Origin of the sequence: Fibrobacter sp. (genome assembly GCF_045601785.1) — a bacterium.
GTDB lineage: Bacteria > Fibrobacterota > Fibrobacteria > Fibrobacterales > Fibrobacteraceae > Fibrobacter.
In genome coordinates this window covers 1-17,277 of record NZ_JAZSAF010000003.1, presented here as the reverse complement: position 1 = coordinate 17,277, position 17,277 = coordinate 1, and the positions used below count along the sequence as shown (strand labels likewise).

General features: G+C 52.0%; 11 protein-coding genes. 9 read left to right on the top strand and 2 right to left on the bottom strand.

Translation table 11 applies throughout. The annotated features are described in order from the left end of the window. Nucleotides 1–67: 67 nt before the first annotated feature. The 7 genes from ACKI61_RS00480 (at nucleotide 68) to ACKI61_RS00450 (ending at nucleotide 11,865) form a co-directional block, all read left to right on the top strand. Nucleotides 68–3,139: a hypothetical protein gene (locus ACKI61_RS00480; RefSeq protein WP_407455864.1), complete on the top strand. Its 3,072-nt coding sequence runs from the start codon at nucleotides 68–70 to the stop codon at nucleotides 3,137–3,139. 7 nt (nucleotides 3,140–3,146) lie between these two features. Next, on the top strand, nucleotides 3,147–3,284 hold the full coding sequence (locus ACKI61_RS00475) for a hypothetical protein (protein ID WP_407455863.1): 138 nt from the start codon (nucleotides 3,147–3,149) through the stop codon (nucleotides 3,282–3,284). 80 nt (nucleotides 3,285–3,364) lie between these two features. Then, the gene (locus ACKI61_RS00470) at nucleotides 3,365–5,101 is read left to right on the top strand and encodes an AAA family ATPase (RefSeq protein ID WP_407455862.1); all 1,737 of its coding nucleotides are present in this window, start codon (nucleotides 3,365–3,367) and stop codon (nucleotides 5,099–5,101) included. A gap of 107 nt (nucleotides 5,102–5,208) precedes the next feature. After that, nucleotides 5,209–6,072, top strand: coding sequence for a DUF4423 domain-containing protein (locus ACKI61_RS00465; RefSeq protein WP_072979852.1), 864 nt, complete (start codon nucleotides 5,209–5,211; stop codon nucleotides 6,070–6,072). Further along, nucleotides 6,069–7,274 carry a hypothetical protein gene (locus ACKI61_RS00460; protein WP_407455861.1) on the top strand — a complete coding sequence of 402 codons (1,206 nt, stop codon included), beginning with the start codon at nucleotides 6,069–6,071 and terminating at the stop codon, nucleotides 7,272–7,274. Before ACKI61_RS00465 ends, ACKI61_RS00460 begins: the two co-directional genes overlap by 4 nt. Nucleotides 7,275–7,415: 141 nt before the next feature. Then, a complete protein-coding gene (locus ACKI61_RS00455) occupies nucleotides 7,416–10,076 on the top strand; it encodes a beta-L-arabinofuranosidase domain-containing protein (protein ID WP_407455900.1) in 2,661 nt (886 codons plus the stop codon). A 124-nt stretch (nucleotides 10,077–10,200) separates the two neighbouring features. Beyond that, nucleotides 10,201–11,865 (top strand): carbohydrate-binding protein, encoded by a 1,665-nt coding sequence (locus ACKI61_RS00450; RefSeq protein ID WP_407455860.1) that lies wholly within the window; start codon nucleotides 10,201–10,203, stop codon nucleotides 11,863–11,865. An 85-nt stretch (nucleotides 11,866–11,950) separates the two neighbouring features. Here the strand turns inward: ACKI61_RS00450 and ACKI61_RS00445 are convergent, their stop codons facing one another. Together ACKI61_RS00445 and ACKI61_RS00440 are read right to left on the bottom strand one after the other, a co-directional pair. Beyond that, nucleotides 11,951–13,081, bottom strand: coding sequence for an LD-carboxypeptidase (locus tag ACKI61_RS00445; protein ID WP_407455859.1), 1,131 nt, complete (start codon nucleotides 13,079–13,081; stop codon nucleotides 11,951–11,953). A gap of 8 nt (nucleotides 13,082–13,089) precedes the next feature. Further along, a complete protein-coding gene (locus ACKI61_RS00440) occupies nucleotides 13,090–14,259 on the bottom strand; it encodes a glycoside hydrolase family 3 protein (RefSeq protein WP_407455858.1) in 1,170 nt (389 codons plus the stop codon). Nucleotides 14,260–14,462: 203 nt separating this feature from the next. Here ACKI61_RS00440 and ACKI61_RS00435 point away from each other — a divergent pair, with 203 nt between their 5' ends. Together ACKI61_RS00435 and ACKI61_RS00430 are read left to right on the top strand one after the other, a co-directional pair. Next, nucleotides 14,463–15,164 (top strand): SIMPL domain-containing protein, encoded by a 702-nt coding sequence (locus tag ACKI61_RS00435; protein ID WP_407455857.1) that lies wholly within the window; start codon nucleotides 14,463–14,465, stop codon nucleotides 15,162–15,164. A 132-nt stretch (nucleotides 15,165–15,296) separates the two neighbouring features. Then, on the top strand, nucleotides 15,297–17,277 hold a 1,981-nt coding region (locus ACKI61_RS00430; RefSeq protein WP_407455856.1), incomplete at its 3' end, for a right-handed parallel beta-helix repeat-containing protein.

Here is a 17,277-nt window from a genome sequence, read left to right as displayed (position 1 = left end):
AAATTTGTAAAAGCAAGCGGGAGCATTTATGAAATGCCCTTGGCAGCATGATTTTTAAGGAGATAAAATGAATCTTAACTTGTTTAAAATCTACTTTGGCGTGGCGTTTTCGCTGCTCGCTGCCGCTTCGGCATGGGCTTCAGCTTCGCTTGTGCAAATTGCCGAGAATGATACGCTCTTGATTGATGATTTCGAGGATGGCGATTACAATTCGAATCTTGGCGTGTGGGAATCTTTCACGGGAGAAGGGTATAACGCCACCTTTGGGCGCTCCATTGTTGATTCGGAAGAAAAGAACTCGAAAGTCCTGCGGATTGACTACGAATTTCAGGATGAACAGGAAAACAACGGATGGGAATGGATGGAAACTCGTGTCCTTGTCGCGAATTACACTTCCCTAGATTTCTCTAATTGCACTGAAATCCAGTTTGATTACAAGGCTGATTATCAAAATAACAGCGCTTACGATAACTGGCTTGACTTGCGTTTCCGCGTAGAGGGCGATGACAAAAATGCCTATGTCGAGACGGACTATCATTCCATACCGTTGGACGCAAGCGATGACTGGCAAACGGTAACGGTTCATTGGAATGATTTTTTTCAGGATGGCTGGGGAATCAATCTTCCTGTTGAAACGGTACAAAAGAATATGCTTGCATTCGGCTGGTTCTGGCATACGGAACATGCGGCGCAGGGAACTATTGAACTGGACAATTTCCGCTGCATCAACCAGCCCAAATATGAAGTCACATTTATGGCCGATGGCAAGGTGTTTGCTTCGGACATGTACTATAGTGGAACAACTCCGCGTGACCCGCTGGAAGAATGCAAGTATTACGATCTCTGCACGAGGCCGACAAAGGAACCGTCCGAAACCATGATGTACACCTTTAAGGAATGGAACAAGAATATTGAGCCTGTCACGGCACCGACTGTCTATACGGCGTTGTTTGATTCGGCGGTAATTTCTGTGGGAGAGCCGCTGAATATGGTGGGTGATACGCTTTTGCTGGATGACTTTGAAGATGGCAATGGCGTTGGCTTGCTGGGCGGAACTTGGGAATTCTTTGACGCCCAACAAACGGAAGAAAGTGGGTCGACTTCGTCCATCGAGACCGTATCAGAAAACAAAATCCTTGGTATCGGAAACCTTGCTGAACCGGAAGAGCCTTATGAATGGCTTGGCGCAAGACTCTATTTGTTGGAAGACAGCTCGGCTGTAGATATGTCGCAGTGCGAGGCGATTCAGTACCGCTACAAGGGCGAATCGCATCAGTTCCGCGTCGAAAGCGAATACGAAAATGGTTGGCAGCATTACCATAAGGATTTGCCGTCTAGCGACGACTGGACTACGGCCAACATTGATTGGAACCGCTTGGAAGGCTATGAATGGGTCGATGAAGGAAATCTCCCGCTAAAACAGGTGGGTGTCATCAAACACAAAGTTGTCGCCCTGACTTGGCAAAAAGATTGGTTCTCTATTGATGCTGACGGAAAGGGTCCAATAGAAATCGACGATATCCAGTGCATTCGGAATTTGCCGAAGGTCTTGGTGGAGTTCTATAGCGAAGGGAATAAGGTCGGGGAAACGTCTGTTCCTTATGCGACCTATTTCAAGAATGTAGAAACTCCAAATGCCCCTGTAAAGGTTTCCGAAAATGGGGAAAAATATGTTTTTGTCGGCTGGACACCGGAGATGTACTATGATTTTGAATTGACGAAAAACTTGAGGCTCGATGCTCTGTTTGTACCCACCCGGAAGTTGGTAGTTGCCGGACAGACCTTGCTGCTTGATGACTTTGAAGATGGCGATATGGTGGGCGAACAAGGTAATGAGTGGAGTTTCACGACGGATGGTGAATCGGCTACGGTCAATATGACCGTAGCGGGAGATGCGGACGGCAAGTGGCTCCAGGCCGACTTTACAAATGAGGAAGGTTCGTATACGAGGGTCGATATCGTGTTGAATTTGCGGGATGATGGCGTTGCCCTGGACTTGTCGCAATGTGATGCAATCCAGTACGATTATAGGACCGCGGCAACCCACCAGTTCCATTTGGGAACCATATTTGATAACCTTGAAATAGCACGGGACTATTTTGAAACGGAATGGGGTGATGAAGACGGTGTAAATTGGCGTACCAAGACCGTTTATCTGGAGAGCGACGGCCTGGAATGCCACAGTGGCTGCAAGCCTGTTTCCGAGGTGAAGAAGGCTGTATTCCAGTTGTCCTGGAGTTTTGAAGATGGTGCTGAAAACGCGACCCTTGAAATCGACAACATCAAATGCCTGCGGACCAAGTTCGGTGCCATGACGATTTCGGCGGTTGACTCTACAGCGATTATCGATGGGCTTTTTACGGATGGCGAAGTTCTCGGCATTCCCGAAGATATTGTGGTGAAAAATGTTGAACTGCAACGCACCTTCGAGGTGGGCAAGAGCTCCACGGTGATGTTGCCTTTCTCGATTGACGTGTCGAAGGTGAATGGGGCGGACTTCTATAGTCTTGCCGAAATGGAGTATGCTGATGGCCAATGGAAGGCAGGTGCTACGAAGGTTACGGGAACGCTGGAGGCGAATACGCCTTACCTTGCAATTCCCACGGCTAGTGCAATTACATTCGACCTGGAAGAAAATGAAACCGTTACCTTGAATACGACCGGCTCAAAGGTGACCAAGCTTGGCGACTGGGAGTTCCGAGGCGCTTACGGCGCTATCGCCATGGCCGATTCGACGCACCTGCTGGGGCGCGCCTATGGGTTTGCGGGCGAAGACAAGGACGGGTATAAAATCGGTGAATTTGTGAAACTGGGCAAAGGCGCTACGATCCCTGCATTGCGAACTTATCTCGTGAAAACGGAAACAGAGTCTGCGCAGTGCCCGGCGGGGGCGATGTGTGCCCCGCATGCAAACAGCGTGGCGAGCATCGAGGATTTGCCCGACCGAATTACCGTCGAATTCCTGGATGAAAAGGAAAATGTGATGGCCGTCGAAACCCTGGATGCCAAGACGGGCAAGATTCGCCTTGACCGCTATCATTTAGACAGCTGGTACGACTTGCGTGGCCGCCGCCTGAACGGCAAGCCCTCTGCCAAGGGTACCTATTACAACAACGTAAACATGGTGATTATCAAGTGAGGAAATAATGGAAAACGAATCTCAGAAGAAGACATATATGCCCCCGAAAATCGAAATTGTCGAATTGGCACACCAGGCTAATCTGATGCAGTGCAGCGATGCTAGCGAACCTGGGTGCGATGGCTTCAACGGCGTTACGGGCTGACGTCTGTAGAGCGAATTTCTTCCGCCCTATTGACTTTTTTAACTTAATAAGTTAAATTTAAGTTAAAAGAGCGGGTTGGTATGAGTATCGGCGGAATCACCTACAAGACAATCAACGGCAAGCGTTATGCTTACTACCAGTGGACGGAAGACGGAAAGCAGCGTAGCCGTCGCGTAAAAGACGAGGAATTTGCGGAACTTGCCGCGAAAATTGCGGCGGAGCGTGCGCAAAAAGAATCGCTGCGTGGCATTTTGCAGGGCATGGTGGCTGAACCCGTTGCGGCTTATTCTGCCACTCCGAATTTCAAGACAGACGTGAAAATCGGTGCGCAGTTGCCCCGCTTTTTTGCCTCTGTAATGAAGTGGAAAAAACGCGAGTGTTTTGCCGCTCTCCACGACTATATCTATAGCGAAAACAATGACCGCGTTCTGATTCTGTATGGGCTTCGCCGCACAGGCAAGACGACGCTTGTCCGCCAGCTTATGGGCGAGATGCCTGCCGAGATGCTTGCGAAAACGGCGTTTGTCCAGCTGAGCTCCCGCCATTCCCTTGCCGATGTCAATCACGATCTCAAGTTGCTGGAATCGCTCGGTTATCGCTACGTGTTCATTGACGAAGTGACCATGCTCAGCGATTTTATCGAGGGAGCAGCGCTGTTCTCCGATGTGTTTGCGGCAGGTGGCATGAAGGTAGTCCTTTCGGGGGCGGATTCCTTGGGGTTTGTCTTTTCTGAAGACGAACAGCTTTATGACCGTTGCATTTTGTTGCACACGACCTTTATCCCATATCGTGAATTTGAGAATGTCCTTGGTGTAGCGGGGATTGACAAGTTCATTGAGTTCGGCGGTACCATGAGCATGGGTGGCACGAACTACAATATGGACAAGTTTACTTTTGCGACGAAAGAGAGTGCGGACGATTATGTGGATTCCGCCATTGCCCGCAATATTCAGCATTCTTTGAGGTGCTATCAGCATGAGGGGCATTTCCGCTCGTTGCAAGAACTCTATGATGCGGGGGAGCTGACGAATTCGATTAACCGCATCGTGGAGGACGTGAATCACCGCTTTACGATAGAGGTGTTGACAAGAACGTTTAAGCCAGGTGACTTGAGCCGTTCCGCACAGAATCTGCGTCGCGACAGGTTCAGACCCACGGATGTCTTGGATAGGGTCGATGTTGGTGCGGTAACGAAGAGGCTTAAGCATCTTTTGCAGATTCGTGATAAGGCGGAACTGTCTGTCGGGATAGGCGAGGCTCACCGTGCGGAGATTAAAGAATATTTGGACTTGTTGGACCTTACGTGCGACATCGATGTGATAAACATGTCGAACTTGAATGCGCGTGTTTCGCGTACAGTTCTTTCGCAGCCGGGGCTTCGTTACGCTCAGGCGTCGGCGCTTATCCAGAGCTTGTTGCTCGATGAGACGTTCAGGAATGTTCCGATAGCCGAGCGCATGTCCATAGAAAAGCGAATTCTTGACGAGATTCGTGGTCGCATGATGGAAGAAATTGTCCTGCTCGAAACCAAGATGGCTAGGCCCGAAAAGCAAGTTTTTCAGTTGCAGTTTGCTGTTGGCGAATTTTATATGGTGGTGTTTGACCCGAAAAACGCCTGCTGCGAAATCTACGAAATCAAGCACAGCGACCAAGTGGCCAAGGAACAGTGCCGTCACTTGCTGGACGCAAAAAAGTGTGCCGATACGGAATTCCGCTACGGCAAAATTTTGAGCAAAAACATAATATACCGAGGCCCCACGGGAGCGCTCGGTAATATTAACTATCTGAATGTCGAGGAATATTTAAAAGGTTTATAATACATCCCTTTGACATTTTTTCAAAGGAAAATTCAATATAGGCGTCCCCGGCGGGGTAGAAAAGATTATTTTATTGATTGGATGAATGTCTTTTCGAGAATGCGCCTATGCTGAATATCAACGAAATTAGCGATTACAGGGATTTGCTCAAGAATTACTATACCCAGCGCAAGCTGGATATGCCCCTGTATTCCTACAAGATGATGGGGCAGAAGCTGGGGCTCGATACGAGCCAGATTTTCCGTGTACTGAACAAGGAACTGCATCTGCCGAACCACAGCATTCCCCTGGCGAAGGACCTGTTGGACCTGAAGGGGCGTAGCGGCGAAATTTTTGAAATCCTGGTGGCGGCAGCCAAGGCGAAGTCGCAGGCGAAAAAGGAAAAACTCTACAAGATGGCGCTTTCGCTGCAGGATGTGGACCTGCGCAAGTTCAGCGCGAGCGAATACCTGTTTTTAAGCAAGTGGTGGATTCCGGTGGTGCGGGCGCTGATCGAGATGAACGGGGGCCATGCCGAGGTTTCTCGTCTGGTGAAGCAGATTACGCCCGCTGTTTCGGAAGACCAGGTGCGCGAGGCCATCGCGGTTCTCAAGGATTTAAAGCTGATTACGCCGCTTGCCTCGGAACGCTACGCCGCGACAACGGCTAACTTTACATCGGCGGGGTCGCCGACAAAGACCGCTGCCATTCGCAGCTACCAGAACCAGCTCTTGGCGCTTGCGCAGAATGCGCTGGTCGCCGTGGAGCCTGCGAAGCGGAATATCTCTTCGCTGCTGGTGGGTGTGGACGATGAATGCTTTGATGACCTGAACGAGATGACTTTGGAATTTAGACGACAGGTGCAAAAGAGGGTGGCCGAGGTGAAGGACGTGAATCGCGCGATGCAGTTCGTGTTCGCCTTTTACCCGGTCGCCGAAGTTGCCAAGGAGTCCAAGGGTTCACAGGCTAAAAAAGTGGGGGCGAAAAGATGAAAAAGTTTCTTTTATTCCTCGCCGTTTTTGTGTCGCTTGCGTTTTGGGCGTGTTCCGGCGAAAAAGAGGTGGCCGGAATCAGCACGGTGGAGACGGAAAATGCCTACCTGATTCAGGTTGTCCGCGGAGATTCGTTGCCGGCGGCAAACGTAGTGGCGCGCATGCGTTCTGCGGAATATGTCCGAAGCGTCGAGGGGGCTGCTGCGGATTCCGCGGATGCCGAATTTTTCAGCGAATTCGTGACGGATTCCTTGGGTTGCATTCGTATCGATAGCCTTGCCGTCGATGTGGCGACGCTTGAAGTGGTGGATGCTGGCGAAGGCCTGTTCAAAAAGATTTCAGCCGAAGACATCAAGGACGGAGATTCCGTGCGGTTTGTCTTGGAAAAGACGGGAAGCCTGCGCGGAAAGGTGCATTTGCCCGAAGGGGTCGACTATGCGTGGGTCCAGGTGTACGGAACGGATCGCCTTGTCAAGACCGACAGCGAAGGTTTCTACGCGATGGATTCATTGCCGCCGTTCGATTATGAGTTGCGCTACATTGTGGGCGATAGCGTTGTCGAGAGTTCGGCGATGGTTGGTGCCGGCGAAGAAACTTCGACGGTCATTTATGCTTTTGAACCGGATTCCGTCAAGATTCTTGATTTCGAGTCGGACAGCGAGGAATTTTTCATTACCGATTTGGGAATCTCGGTGGAAGGCTATATGCGCGTTACCGACACGAACGTGGTGACGACGCCGGATGTGGATGCAGGTGTCGCAAGCTTTATCGAATATGCGGGCGCTGGACGCGAAGGCCGAGCGTTGCATTGGAAATCCTCGGCTGCAGTGGGCAAGTGGTCTTTCTTTGGTACCTGGATTTGCAAGGAGGAGTCTCCCTGCGATATTTCGGCGACGGATTCCATCGTGTTTTATGCTCGCGGAACTGGCGTCATCTCGATTGCCTTTGAAACTCTGGGAAGTTCAAATGTCGAAGGCAAAACCTTGGCGTACGACACCCTTGCCACAGATGGTGAATGGAGCCGCCGCGTTATAAAGCCTTCGAACTTTAAGCCACGCGATGACCTTTACGGAAACCTCGGCTGGGATGTTATCAGCAAGGCGCTGACGACGATTTCGATTGCCGCTTACGACGATACAGAATTCTGGATAGACGATGTCGTACTCTACGGCGTCAAGCCCAGTAACTTTGTTGAGCGTTAGTTCCCGGACACCCCTTTGAAATTTTGACAAAACTAAATCCCCGAACAGGGGATTTTTTCGTGCTACAGGATTTAATTTTAGATTGGTTGGCTTGTGCTGGAAAAAGGATGGTACGAGATGTTTGGAATCAAAATCAATCGCATGGCTTGCGTTGCCCTTGCTGCAATGGGATGTTGGTATGCTCAGGGGCATACGCAAGATCTGCTTTACCCCGACATGTTCGCGCTTGGCGATGTGCAACTGCTCGATGGTCCGCTGAAAGAGCGTCAGGACCTGAATGTTGAAACGCTACTCGCCTATGACACGGACAAACTAATTGCGCCGTTTTACGAAGAAGCGGGGATGAAGCCGAAGGCCAGCAAGTTTTCGAACTGGGCGGGTCTCGATGGCCATGTGCTGGGGCATTACCTGAGTGCTTTGGCAATGCAGTATGCGGCAACCGGCGACGAACTCATCAAGGAACGGCTGGAGTATGTGCTGGGCGAACTCAAGACAATTCAAGATTACAATTCCAGGGACAACAATTTCAAGGGTTACCTGAGCGGCGTTCCGAACGGGAAGCAGATGTGGCTCAAGTTTAAGAGTGGAAACGCGGGCGCGCAGAACGGCTATTGGGTGCCGTGGTACAACATTCACAAGATCTTTGCGGGTCTCCGCGATGCCTATATCTATGGCGGCTATGAACAGGCGAAGACGATGTTCCTTGCCCTTTGCGACTGGGGTCTTACAATTACGGGCGGACTCAACGACAACGCCATGGAATCGATGCTCGGTACGGAACATGGCGGCATGGACGAAGTGTACGCCGATGCCTACGCCTTGACGAAAAACGAAAAGTACCTTAAGGAGGCCAAGCGCTGGTCGCACAAGTGGCTTTTAAACGCGATGGCGGCGGGGAATGACAACCTCACGAACATCCACGCGAATACGCAGGTGCCGAAAGTCGTGGGTTTTGCACGTATCGCGGAACTCACGAACGATGCGACTTATGTAAAGGGTTCCGAATTCTTCTGGGACCGTGTGGTGAACAAGAGGAGCATTGCAATTGGCGGCAACAGTATCTCGGAACATTTCCCGGCGCTCGACAATCACAAGAAGTATGTGGAGGAACGCGAAGGACCGGAATCGTGCAACACCTACAACATGCTCAAGCTTACAGAACGCCTGTTCAATATGGATCACGACGCCAAACAGGCGGATTTCTACGAACGTGCCCTCTTTAATCATATTTTATCTACAATACATCCGAGACATGGCGGGTACGTGTACTTCACTCCTGCGCGTCCCCGCCATTATCGGGTGTATTCCAAGGTGAATGCGGCCATGTGGTGCTGCGTGGGTTCCGGAATGGAAAACCCGACGAAGTACAGCCAGTTTATTTATACGAAGGACGGCGATGAACTATATGTGAACCTGTTTGCCGCATCGCTTTTGAACTGGAAAGACAAGAAGGTGAAAATCAAGCAGGAAACGGCTTTCCCGAAGGGGGAATCGGCGAAGTTTACCGTTACGGGTAGTGGCCGTTTCGATATGAAAATCCGCCACCCGTACTGGGTAAAGGAAGGCGAATTCAAGGTTGTCGTGAACGGCGATACCGTGGTGAAAAAGTCCGACCCGTCGAGCTATGTTTCTGCGGGAAAATCGTGGAAGTCGGGTGATGTAATCGAGGTGCTGTTCCCGATGTACACGCATACTGAAGATTTGCCGGGCGTGAGCGATTACGTGGCGCTTTTGCACGGGCCGATCGTGCTTTCTGCAAAGACCGGAACCGAGAACCTGAACGGCCTCGTGGCCGATGACGGCCGCTGGAGCCATATTGCGTCGGGTGCGTTGCAGTCGCTGGATCAGGCACCGATGCTTGCGAGCAAGAAGGAAGAAATTCCGTCGAAGGTGGAGCGCGTCAAGGGCGAACCGATGCACTTTAAGGCGCCGTACCTGTTTGCAAACAAGAAGGATGCGAACCTGCTGCTGGAGCCGTTCTACGAAGTGCACGATGCGCGCTACATGATGTACTGGATGGTGCTTACTGACCCCTCGATTCTCGAACGCCTGAAGAAGGAACAGGAAGAGGCCTTGGCGCTCGACGAAAAGACTGTAGATAAAGTGGCGCCCGGCGAGCAGCAGCCCGAAGTGGACCACAAGATGAAAACGGAAAATTCTTCGACGGGAACGCATCAGGGTGAATTCTACCGCGACGCGGGCAAGTGCAGCGGCGGCGATGGTGGACTCATCAGCTATGAATTTGAGACGAACAGCGAAGATTCCTTGAGCCTGATGGTGCGCTACTGGGGTAACGAAAGCTGTACTCGTACCTTTGACATTATAATCGATGACGAAAAGCTCGTAACCGAAAATATTGCGGGCAAGTGGAACAAGGATGAGTTCGTGAACGTGACTTACCCGATTCCGGACAACATGGTGAAGGGCAAGAAGATTGTGCAAATCTCGTTTACGGCAAGTTCCGGCATGGTGGGTGGCATCTACGGCGTGCGTCTGCTGCGCAACAAACCGAAGCCAGAGGAACCTCCGCAGGTAATTGCCGCGAAACCGGTTGCTCGCCCCGATTTGAAGGCCCGCATTATGGGCGGCGAGTTGCAGATTGCGGTAGACAAACCGCTTTCGCAGGGCTTTACCGCAAGGATTTACGCGATGAACGGTCGCCTAGTCAAGTCGCAGATGCTACCTGCGGGGCAGTCCAGCTTCAGCATCGGCCTTGGCGACATGAAAAATGGCATGTATGTCTTGAAAATCCAGCGCGACGGTTTCAGCTACGGCACAACGATTTTCAGGAAGGATCGGTGATCCCGCTGCTCCCCCCCCCTTTTTTGACAACTTGTCAATAGAATCTCCTTTTAGGGGGTTCTTTTTTTTCGCCCAAAAGGTAATTTATAGCTAGGTTAGTTTGGTGGGAGGAAAGGAAGGTGTCATGATGTTTGGTTTCAAGGTCAGGCGTATTGCCTGTGGTATTTTGGCTGCAACCGCTTTTTCGACGGTGAGTTCTTTCGCGGTGACGAGTCAGTTCCGCGGTGTCAACTGGGCGGATAAGCGCGATAATTTTGTGTCTGATGTGCTGGTGCTTTCGGGCTTAAGCCTTTCGGACAATTACCAGTCGGCGTCGGTGGCTGCCGAACGCGTCATAGGACAGTTCCAGGAGCTGTTCGGCACCAACAGCGTGCGCATGCCGGTGAACGAACCGACGGTTCTCAAAGCGTTTGACATGTATTCCGGTGCCTTGGATGTGGCTCTCAAGCATGGTCGCCTGGTGATGGGCTACTGGGGCCCCGCGCAGCCCTCCGGCCCCAAGAACATGAATAATTGGTGGAGCATGTGGGCGAAAATCGTCGAAAAGTATGGCGACCATCCGAACGCCTACTTTGAAATTTTCAACGAACCGCACATGTACAGCAAGGACGAACTGCGCAACTTGTATGCAACATGGCTTGAAAAGTTCCCAAATGTGCCTCGCGACCATATTCTGCTCGATGGTTCGGGCCTTGCCTGGAATGTGCCCGACATTGCCGATGACCCGCGTTTCGAAGGCTGCCTTTTTGCGGTGCACGAATATACCTTCTGGAACATGAGCATTACCACCGAACAGGGCTGGAAAAACAGCTTCAAGGGTAAGGTGGGCAAGTACATTGACCGCACCGTGTGTACAGAATGGGGCGGTGCCATGAGCCCTGGCGAAAAGAATGGCGTGCATTACGACTACATGGACTACAATTCTACTCCGACAAACTATTTTATGGCCTACATTCGCGGCATGTCGGACCAGCTGCGCGAATGGGAAATGGGCAGCTTCTACTGGCCAGGGCTCCGCGATGGCGACTGGTATAGCATGACCAAGCGCAGCGGCGAAGGGGCGAACATCAAGCTTGAAATCGTGAATCAGTCGGGCGTGGACCGCATGAAGATGGCCTGGGCCGACACGGTCGAGACCGATCCGCCAGAGCGTAAGGCGTATGGCGGCGAACCTGCGGCGATTCCGGGTATCATCGAGGCCGAAAATTACGACGAGGGCGGGAACCGTTTCAGCTTCTACGATAAGGATGCCGCGAACAAGGGCGAAATCTACCGCGAAGATGCCGTGGATGTCGTTACCCTGGACGGTGCGACTTGCGACGGCGAGGCTTGCAAGGGCTTTGCGATTGGCTATACCGAGGCCGGCGAGTGGCTTGAATACAGCGTGAAGGTCGCTGCCGATGGCAAATACGGCGTTCGCGCGAATGTGGCGACGGCTTCAGAGACTTCGAAAATCCAGCTGCTTGTCGACGGAAAGGCTGTTAGCGATACGGTTACAATCGAAAAGGTCGACACGACCTGGAATGTGTACAAGGAAGTCGATATTGGCGCGGTGGACCTTACTGCGGGTGAGCACATTTTGAGGCTTGCCATTGCAGGTAGCTATGTGAATGTGGACTGGCTCAAGTTCTGCGAAGGCGAAAGGTGTGAATCGTCTATGGGAATTCGCTGGGCCTCGCCTGCGACTGCGCACGGTGCCTTGGCTCCGCGCCTTGTCAAGAAGAACAATGCCCTTTTCATCGAAAAGAATGGGCTGCGCTTCGACCTGACTGGCCACAGAATCCGCTAAAAAGCTTTATATCCATACTTCATATCCAAAAAAGAAGGAACTCCCTTGTGCGGGGAGTTCCTTTACCATTTTTTTGTCGGCGTATTTATTCGATGCTGAAGGTTTTGCCCGAAAGCACCTTGCGCAGCGGGATCGAAAGCATGGTCTTCACGGTCAGCTTGTTGGTGTTGACATCCTTCTTGTCGCCTTCGATGTCGAAGGCGAGCGTGCCGCCGTTCTTGTCGACGTCCAGGGTGACCTTGGCTCCCATGACCAGCGGAACGTTCAGGTCGTCGTGTCCTGCCGGGAATCCGCAGAGGACAGGGATGTCGTACTTCTTGAGGTACTTGGAAAGCATCTCTTCGGTGCTTCCGAATTCCTGGTCCATGCCGGAATCCACGAAGTCGCCGAGGATGACGCCCTTCACGTTTTCCATGACGCCGTGGATTTCAAGCGTATTGAACATGCGGTCGATGTTGTGCAGGGATTCGCCGACTTCTTCCATGAAGAGGATGATGTCGTTGTCGCTTGTAAACACGTCGATGTCGCTTGCGCCGACGAGCGGGACGAAGGTCGCCATGTTGCCGCCCACGAGGACGCCTTCACCGTGGCCCTTCTGGTTGAACTTGTGCGACGGAACCTTGTAGGTGGGAACCGTTCCCTTGAGCAGGTCGCGCAGCAGGGTGCTGTTGTCGTCCTTGCCTGCGGTCTTAGCGATGAAGGAACTCATGGTGCCGTGAATGCTCATGACACCTGCCTTGGTCTGCATGGCGTGCAGCGTGGTGATGTCGCTGAAGCCGATGAGCCATTTGGGGTTGTCCTTGATGAGCTGCTGGTCGATGAGGTCTACCAGCTGGATGGTGCCGTAGCCGCCGCGGTTGCAGAGGATGGCCTTGACGCTTGTGTCCTTGAGGGCTGCGATGAAGTCGTCGGCGCGTTCTTCGGCGGTGCCTGCGTACTTGCCTGCGTCGAGCATGCCCACGTTCTTGCCGATGACGGGTTCAAAGCCCCAATCCTTGATGGCGTCGGCCGTCTTCTCGATGTTGGAATCGGGAGTGGAATACGACGGGGAAAGGAGTGCCACCTTGTCGCCTTTCTTCAGGAAGGCCGGTGCAGTACATTCTTCGAACGCTGCGGAGCTTTCTTCGTTGGCGCCGATGCTTACGGAGTCGTCGCTGCAGGCGGTCAGGAGGAGTGCGCTTGCAGAAAGACCTAGAAATAGATTCTTGATGTTCATAGCTTTCCTTATTTCTTTTTGAGTTTTAAAATGCGGTGGACACTTTCGTCGATGCGGGATTCCTCGATTTCGCCCTTTTCGACGGCCTTGACGACGGCGTCGAATGCTTCTACGAAGTCCTGGGGGCACAAGATGATGTCGACACCCGACTGAATGGCCTTGATGGTCGCTTCTTTGTTGTTGAACTGCTTGGTGATCGCTCCCATGTCCATGGCGTCGGTCACGATGACTCCATCGAAGCCCAGTTCGCCGCGGAGCTTGTCCTGCAGAATGACGGGGGAGAGCGTGGACGGCAGGTTGTCGCCAGTCACCTTCGGAACGGCGATATGGGCGGTCATGATCATCTGCGCGCCGGCGTCTATTCCCGCCTTGAACGGGACCATTTCGCACTTGAGCAGTTCCTTCCAAGTTTTGTTTGTCTGCGCGTAGCCGAAGTGCGTGTCGGCTTTGACGTCGCCGTGTCCGGGGAAGTGCTTGAGCGTGCCGACGATGCCAGCGGAGTCGAGCCCGTTCAGGTAGCTGACGACGAAGTCTGCGGCGGTCTCGGGGTCGTCCGAAAATGCACGGGGGCCGATGATGATGTTATCGGGATTGGTGTTCACGTCGGAGACGGGCGCGAAGTCGATGTCGAAGCCGTATTCCTTGATGTAGCTGCCGATGGTAAACGCAGCCTTGTAGGCATCGTTTGGGTCACCGCTTTCGGCGATGGCCGCCATGCTTTCGTACTTGGGAACGTCGAAATTCTCGTTGTTTGCGATTCGTGCCACGCGTCCGCCTTCTTCGTCGATGGCGAGCAGCGGAGTCCCGTTCAGCTCCCTGATTTCTTTGATGAATTCTGCAAGCTGGTTTTCGTCGCCGATGTTGTGCGCAAATAGGATGACTCCACCGACGGGGTAGTCCTTGTTGACGGCGAGCATCGTCTTGTTGACCTTCTGCAGCTTGTGGTCGGTGAGCTCGGTGTATTCCTTCCAGTGGATGGTCGTGTCCATGGATTCGGGACGCACGAAGAACATCGTTCCCACTTTTTCGCGGAGGGTCATTTTTTCGATGGAATCTTCGAGCTCGTTTTCTTCAGCACCGATTGTCGACGAATCGCTCGAACAGGCCGCTAGGGCGAGCAGGGCTGAGGCCGCTGCGCTCCAGAGCAAGCGCTTGCTAAGGGATAGGGATGTTTTCATGAAAATCTCTCTTCTTTTGTGGGCGAGAATGTAGGATAAAAAACGACGATTGTCAATAAAAATGGGTTGGATTGCCTTTTTTATAAATTTTCATAAAATTTATTGATTGAATTAATAAAATTTATGCATTTGACAATATTGTTTTGAGATTGTATATTAGAACCAGAACGAAAAAGAACTTGAATCAACAAATGGAGAATTGGATGCAGAATAGAATTAGGGAGTCTGTGATTATTGCTCTTGCCATTCTTGGCTTCGGCTTGCTCTTGTATGCGGCTATGATGCATGTGAAGGACCGCGACAGGGTCGTGGTGGTGCGTGGCCTTGCCGAACGTGAAGTGGCTGCGGACTTTGTCATCTGGCCCATCGTGTATAAGGAAGCGGGGAATGACCTTGCGGCACTTTACGATGTGGTACAGAACAAGACGGCGGCTCTTGAAAAGTTCCTGCAGGAAAACGGCGTCGAGAATGGCGAAATTAGCAAGGCTGCCCCCGATATCGTGGATACGGACAGCGAACTTTATGGTGGCGAGAAACGCCCCTACCGTTATGTGGCGACGGTCGTGATGACGGTCGCGTCGAAAAACGTGGACAAGGTGCGTGCTCTGATGGAAAAACAAGGTGAACTCCTGAAGCAGGGCATCGCCTTCAGCGAAGGGGATTACCGCTACCGTAAAGTTTATAGTTTCAACGCGCTTAATGAAATCAAGCCCGCGATGATCGACGAAGCGACCCAGAATGCCCGCGCTGCGGCACAGAAGTTTGCGAAAGATTCCGAAAGCAAGCTTGGCAAGATCAAGACCGCATCGCAGGGGCAATTCTCGGTCGAAGACCGCGACGAAAATACGCCGCACATCAAGAAGGTTCGTGTGGTGACTAGCGTGCAATACTTCCTGGAGGATTAAAAAAGACCATAATTTGCGAAAAAAGACATATCTGCATTGACAAGTTGTCAACGAGAACTCCCTAGGCGGGAGCTCTTTTTTTTGTGGCAAAAGGTAATTTTTTATCGGTGTGGATTTTTCGTGAGGTTTCTTATGGATACAAAGATTCTTTCTTTGGCGTTTGGCTGCACGCTCGCTTTTGCAGGTGCCGCCGCTGCTGCGACTCAGGCGACATTCTATGTTTCCCCTTCGGGCAGTGATGCCGCCAAGGGTACGAAAGATGCACCCTTCAAGACGATTACGCAGGCGCAAAAAGCCGTGCGTGCCATTAATGGCTCTATGACGGGCGACATCGAGGTGATTCTCCGCGAAGGAACCTATGCATTGCCCGCGACGATTAACTTTGACGAACGCGATGGTGGCAAGGATGGCCACTACGTGCGCTACAAGGCCGCTGAAGGAGAACGCCCGCTGATTACCGGCGGTATGGGCATTACCGGCTGGACCATTCACGACGAGGCGAACAACATCTGGAAAGCCGAAGGCGTCGATGGCCGTTTCCGCCAGCTTTACGTGAACAATCGCAAGGCGGTTCGTGCGTGTTTCCCCAATGTGATTTCCGCGAATGAAAAAGGCAACGGCGGTTTTGACCACGATTTCGTGCGCCTCACGAAGGTGGATTCTACGGGCCGTGCCTTCGATGTCTCCGCCGACTACGTCAAGAATATCAAGAACATCGAGGATGTCGAAATCCACCTGATGATTGCCTGGTCCGAAAACATCTTGCGCCTGGAGAGTGCCCAGGTGAATGGCGGTACGGCAAAGCTCATTCCCAAGGATCCTGAACGCACTAAGTTGTTCCACCGCGCATACCCCATGCTCGGTACCGCTTTCATGAGCAATCCGCCTAAGCAGCAGGTCTTTTATCTGGAAAACTCCTACGACTTGATCGATGCTCCGGGTGAATGGTACCTGGACGAAAAGGAACACGTGCTTTACTATAAGCCTCGTTCCGGTGAAAGTATGTCGACTGCTCATGTGGTTGCGCCTCGACTCAATACCTTGTTCAGCATCTTGGGTAAGGATACCAAGAACAAGGTGGGTTACATGTCTTTCGAAGGCCTGACATTTGCTCATTCCAACTATACTCGCCCGAGCGAAGAAGGTTTTTTGGATTTGCAGGCGGCAAACTTCAACATAGATGTTCTTCCGGATCCGGGTCGCGGAAACTGGGAAAAGTTGAACAGTAACAAGTATTTGCTGTGGCGCCCCGATGCGGCTTTCCGCGTCGAGAATGCGCATCATTTTTTGGTGCAGGGGAACGTGTTCTCGCAGATTGCTGCCACGGGTCTCGACTTTGTTTCCGGTACCAATGACGACATGATTCAGGGAAATGCCTTCTTCGAAATCGGTGCTGCGGGCATTATGCTGGGCAAGTTCTATCAGGATTCCACGACAGAAATCCACATCGCCTACAACCCGAGTGACAAGGATGAAATCAGCACCCGCGATACGGTCAAGAACAACCTGATCACTAACGTGACGAACGAGCATCAGGGGGCCGTAGGTATTGGCGCCGGTTACCCCCGCTATGTGGTAATCGAACATAACGAAGTCTCTTACACTTACTATTCGGGCATTTCTATTGGCTTTGGCTGGACAAAGAATCAGACCGCCATGACCAATAACCATGTGAACTGGAACGAAATTCACCACATTGCCCGCTTGCTTTGCGACTCCGGCCCGATCTACACGCTCTCTAACCAGGGGACCGGTAGCGAAATCCAGCACAACTATATCCACGATAACGGAACGTCCAAGTGGGCGGACTACTGGAACGTGCCTATTTACCTGGACGAAGGTTCCAGCGGCTTTACCGTGAAGGAAAACGTGTTCAAGAATTCTCCTTCCGGCGTGGGCCAGAACCAGGCCGGTCAGAATACGTTACAGCAGGACGGCAACTATTACAGCGAGAATGTGGTGAACAACGCCGGTATTGAAAAAGATTTTCGTTACATCCGCGACATTAAGGAAATTCCTTTGGCGGACTTCAGCAACACTGTGGCGCAGGCTCCGTACAAGGCTGCGTTCAGCATTCCTGGATTTATTCAGGCGGAGGATTATGACGAGGGTG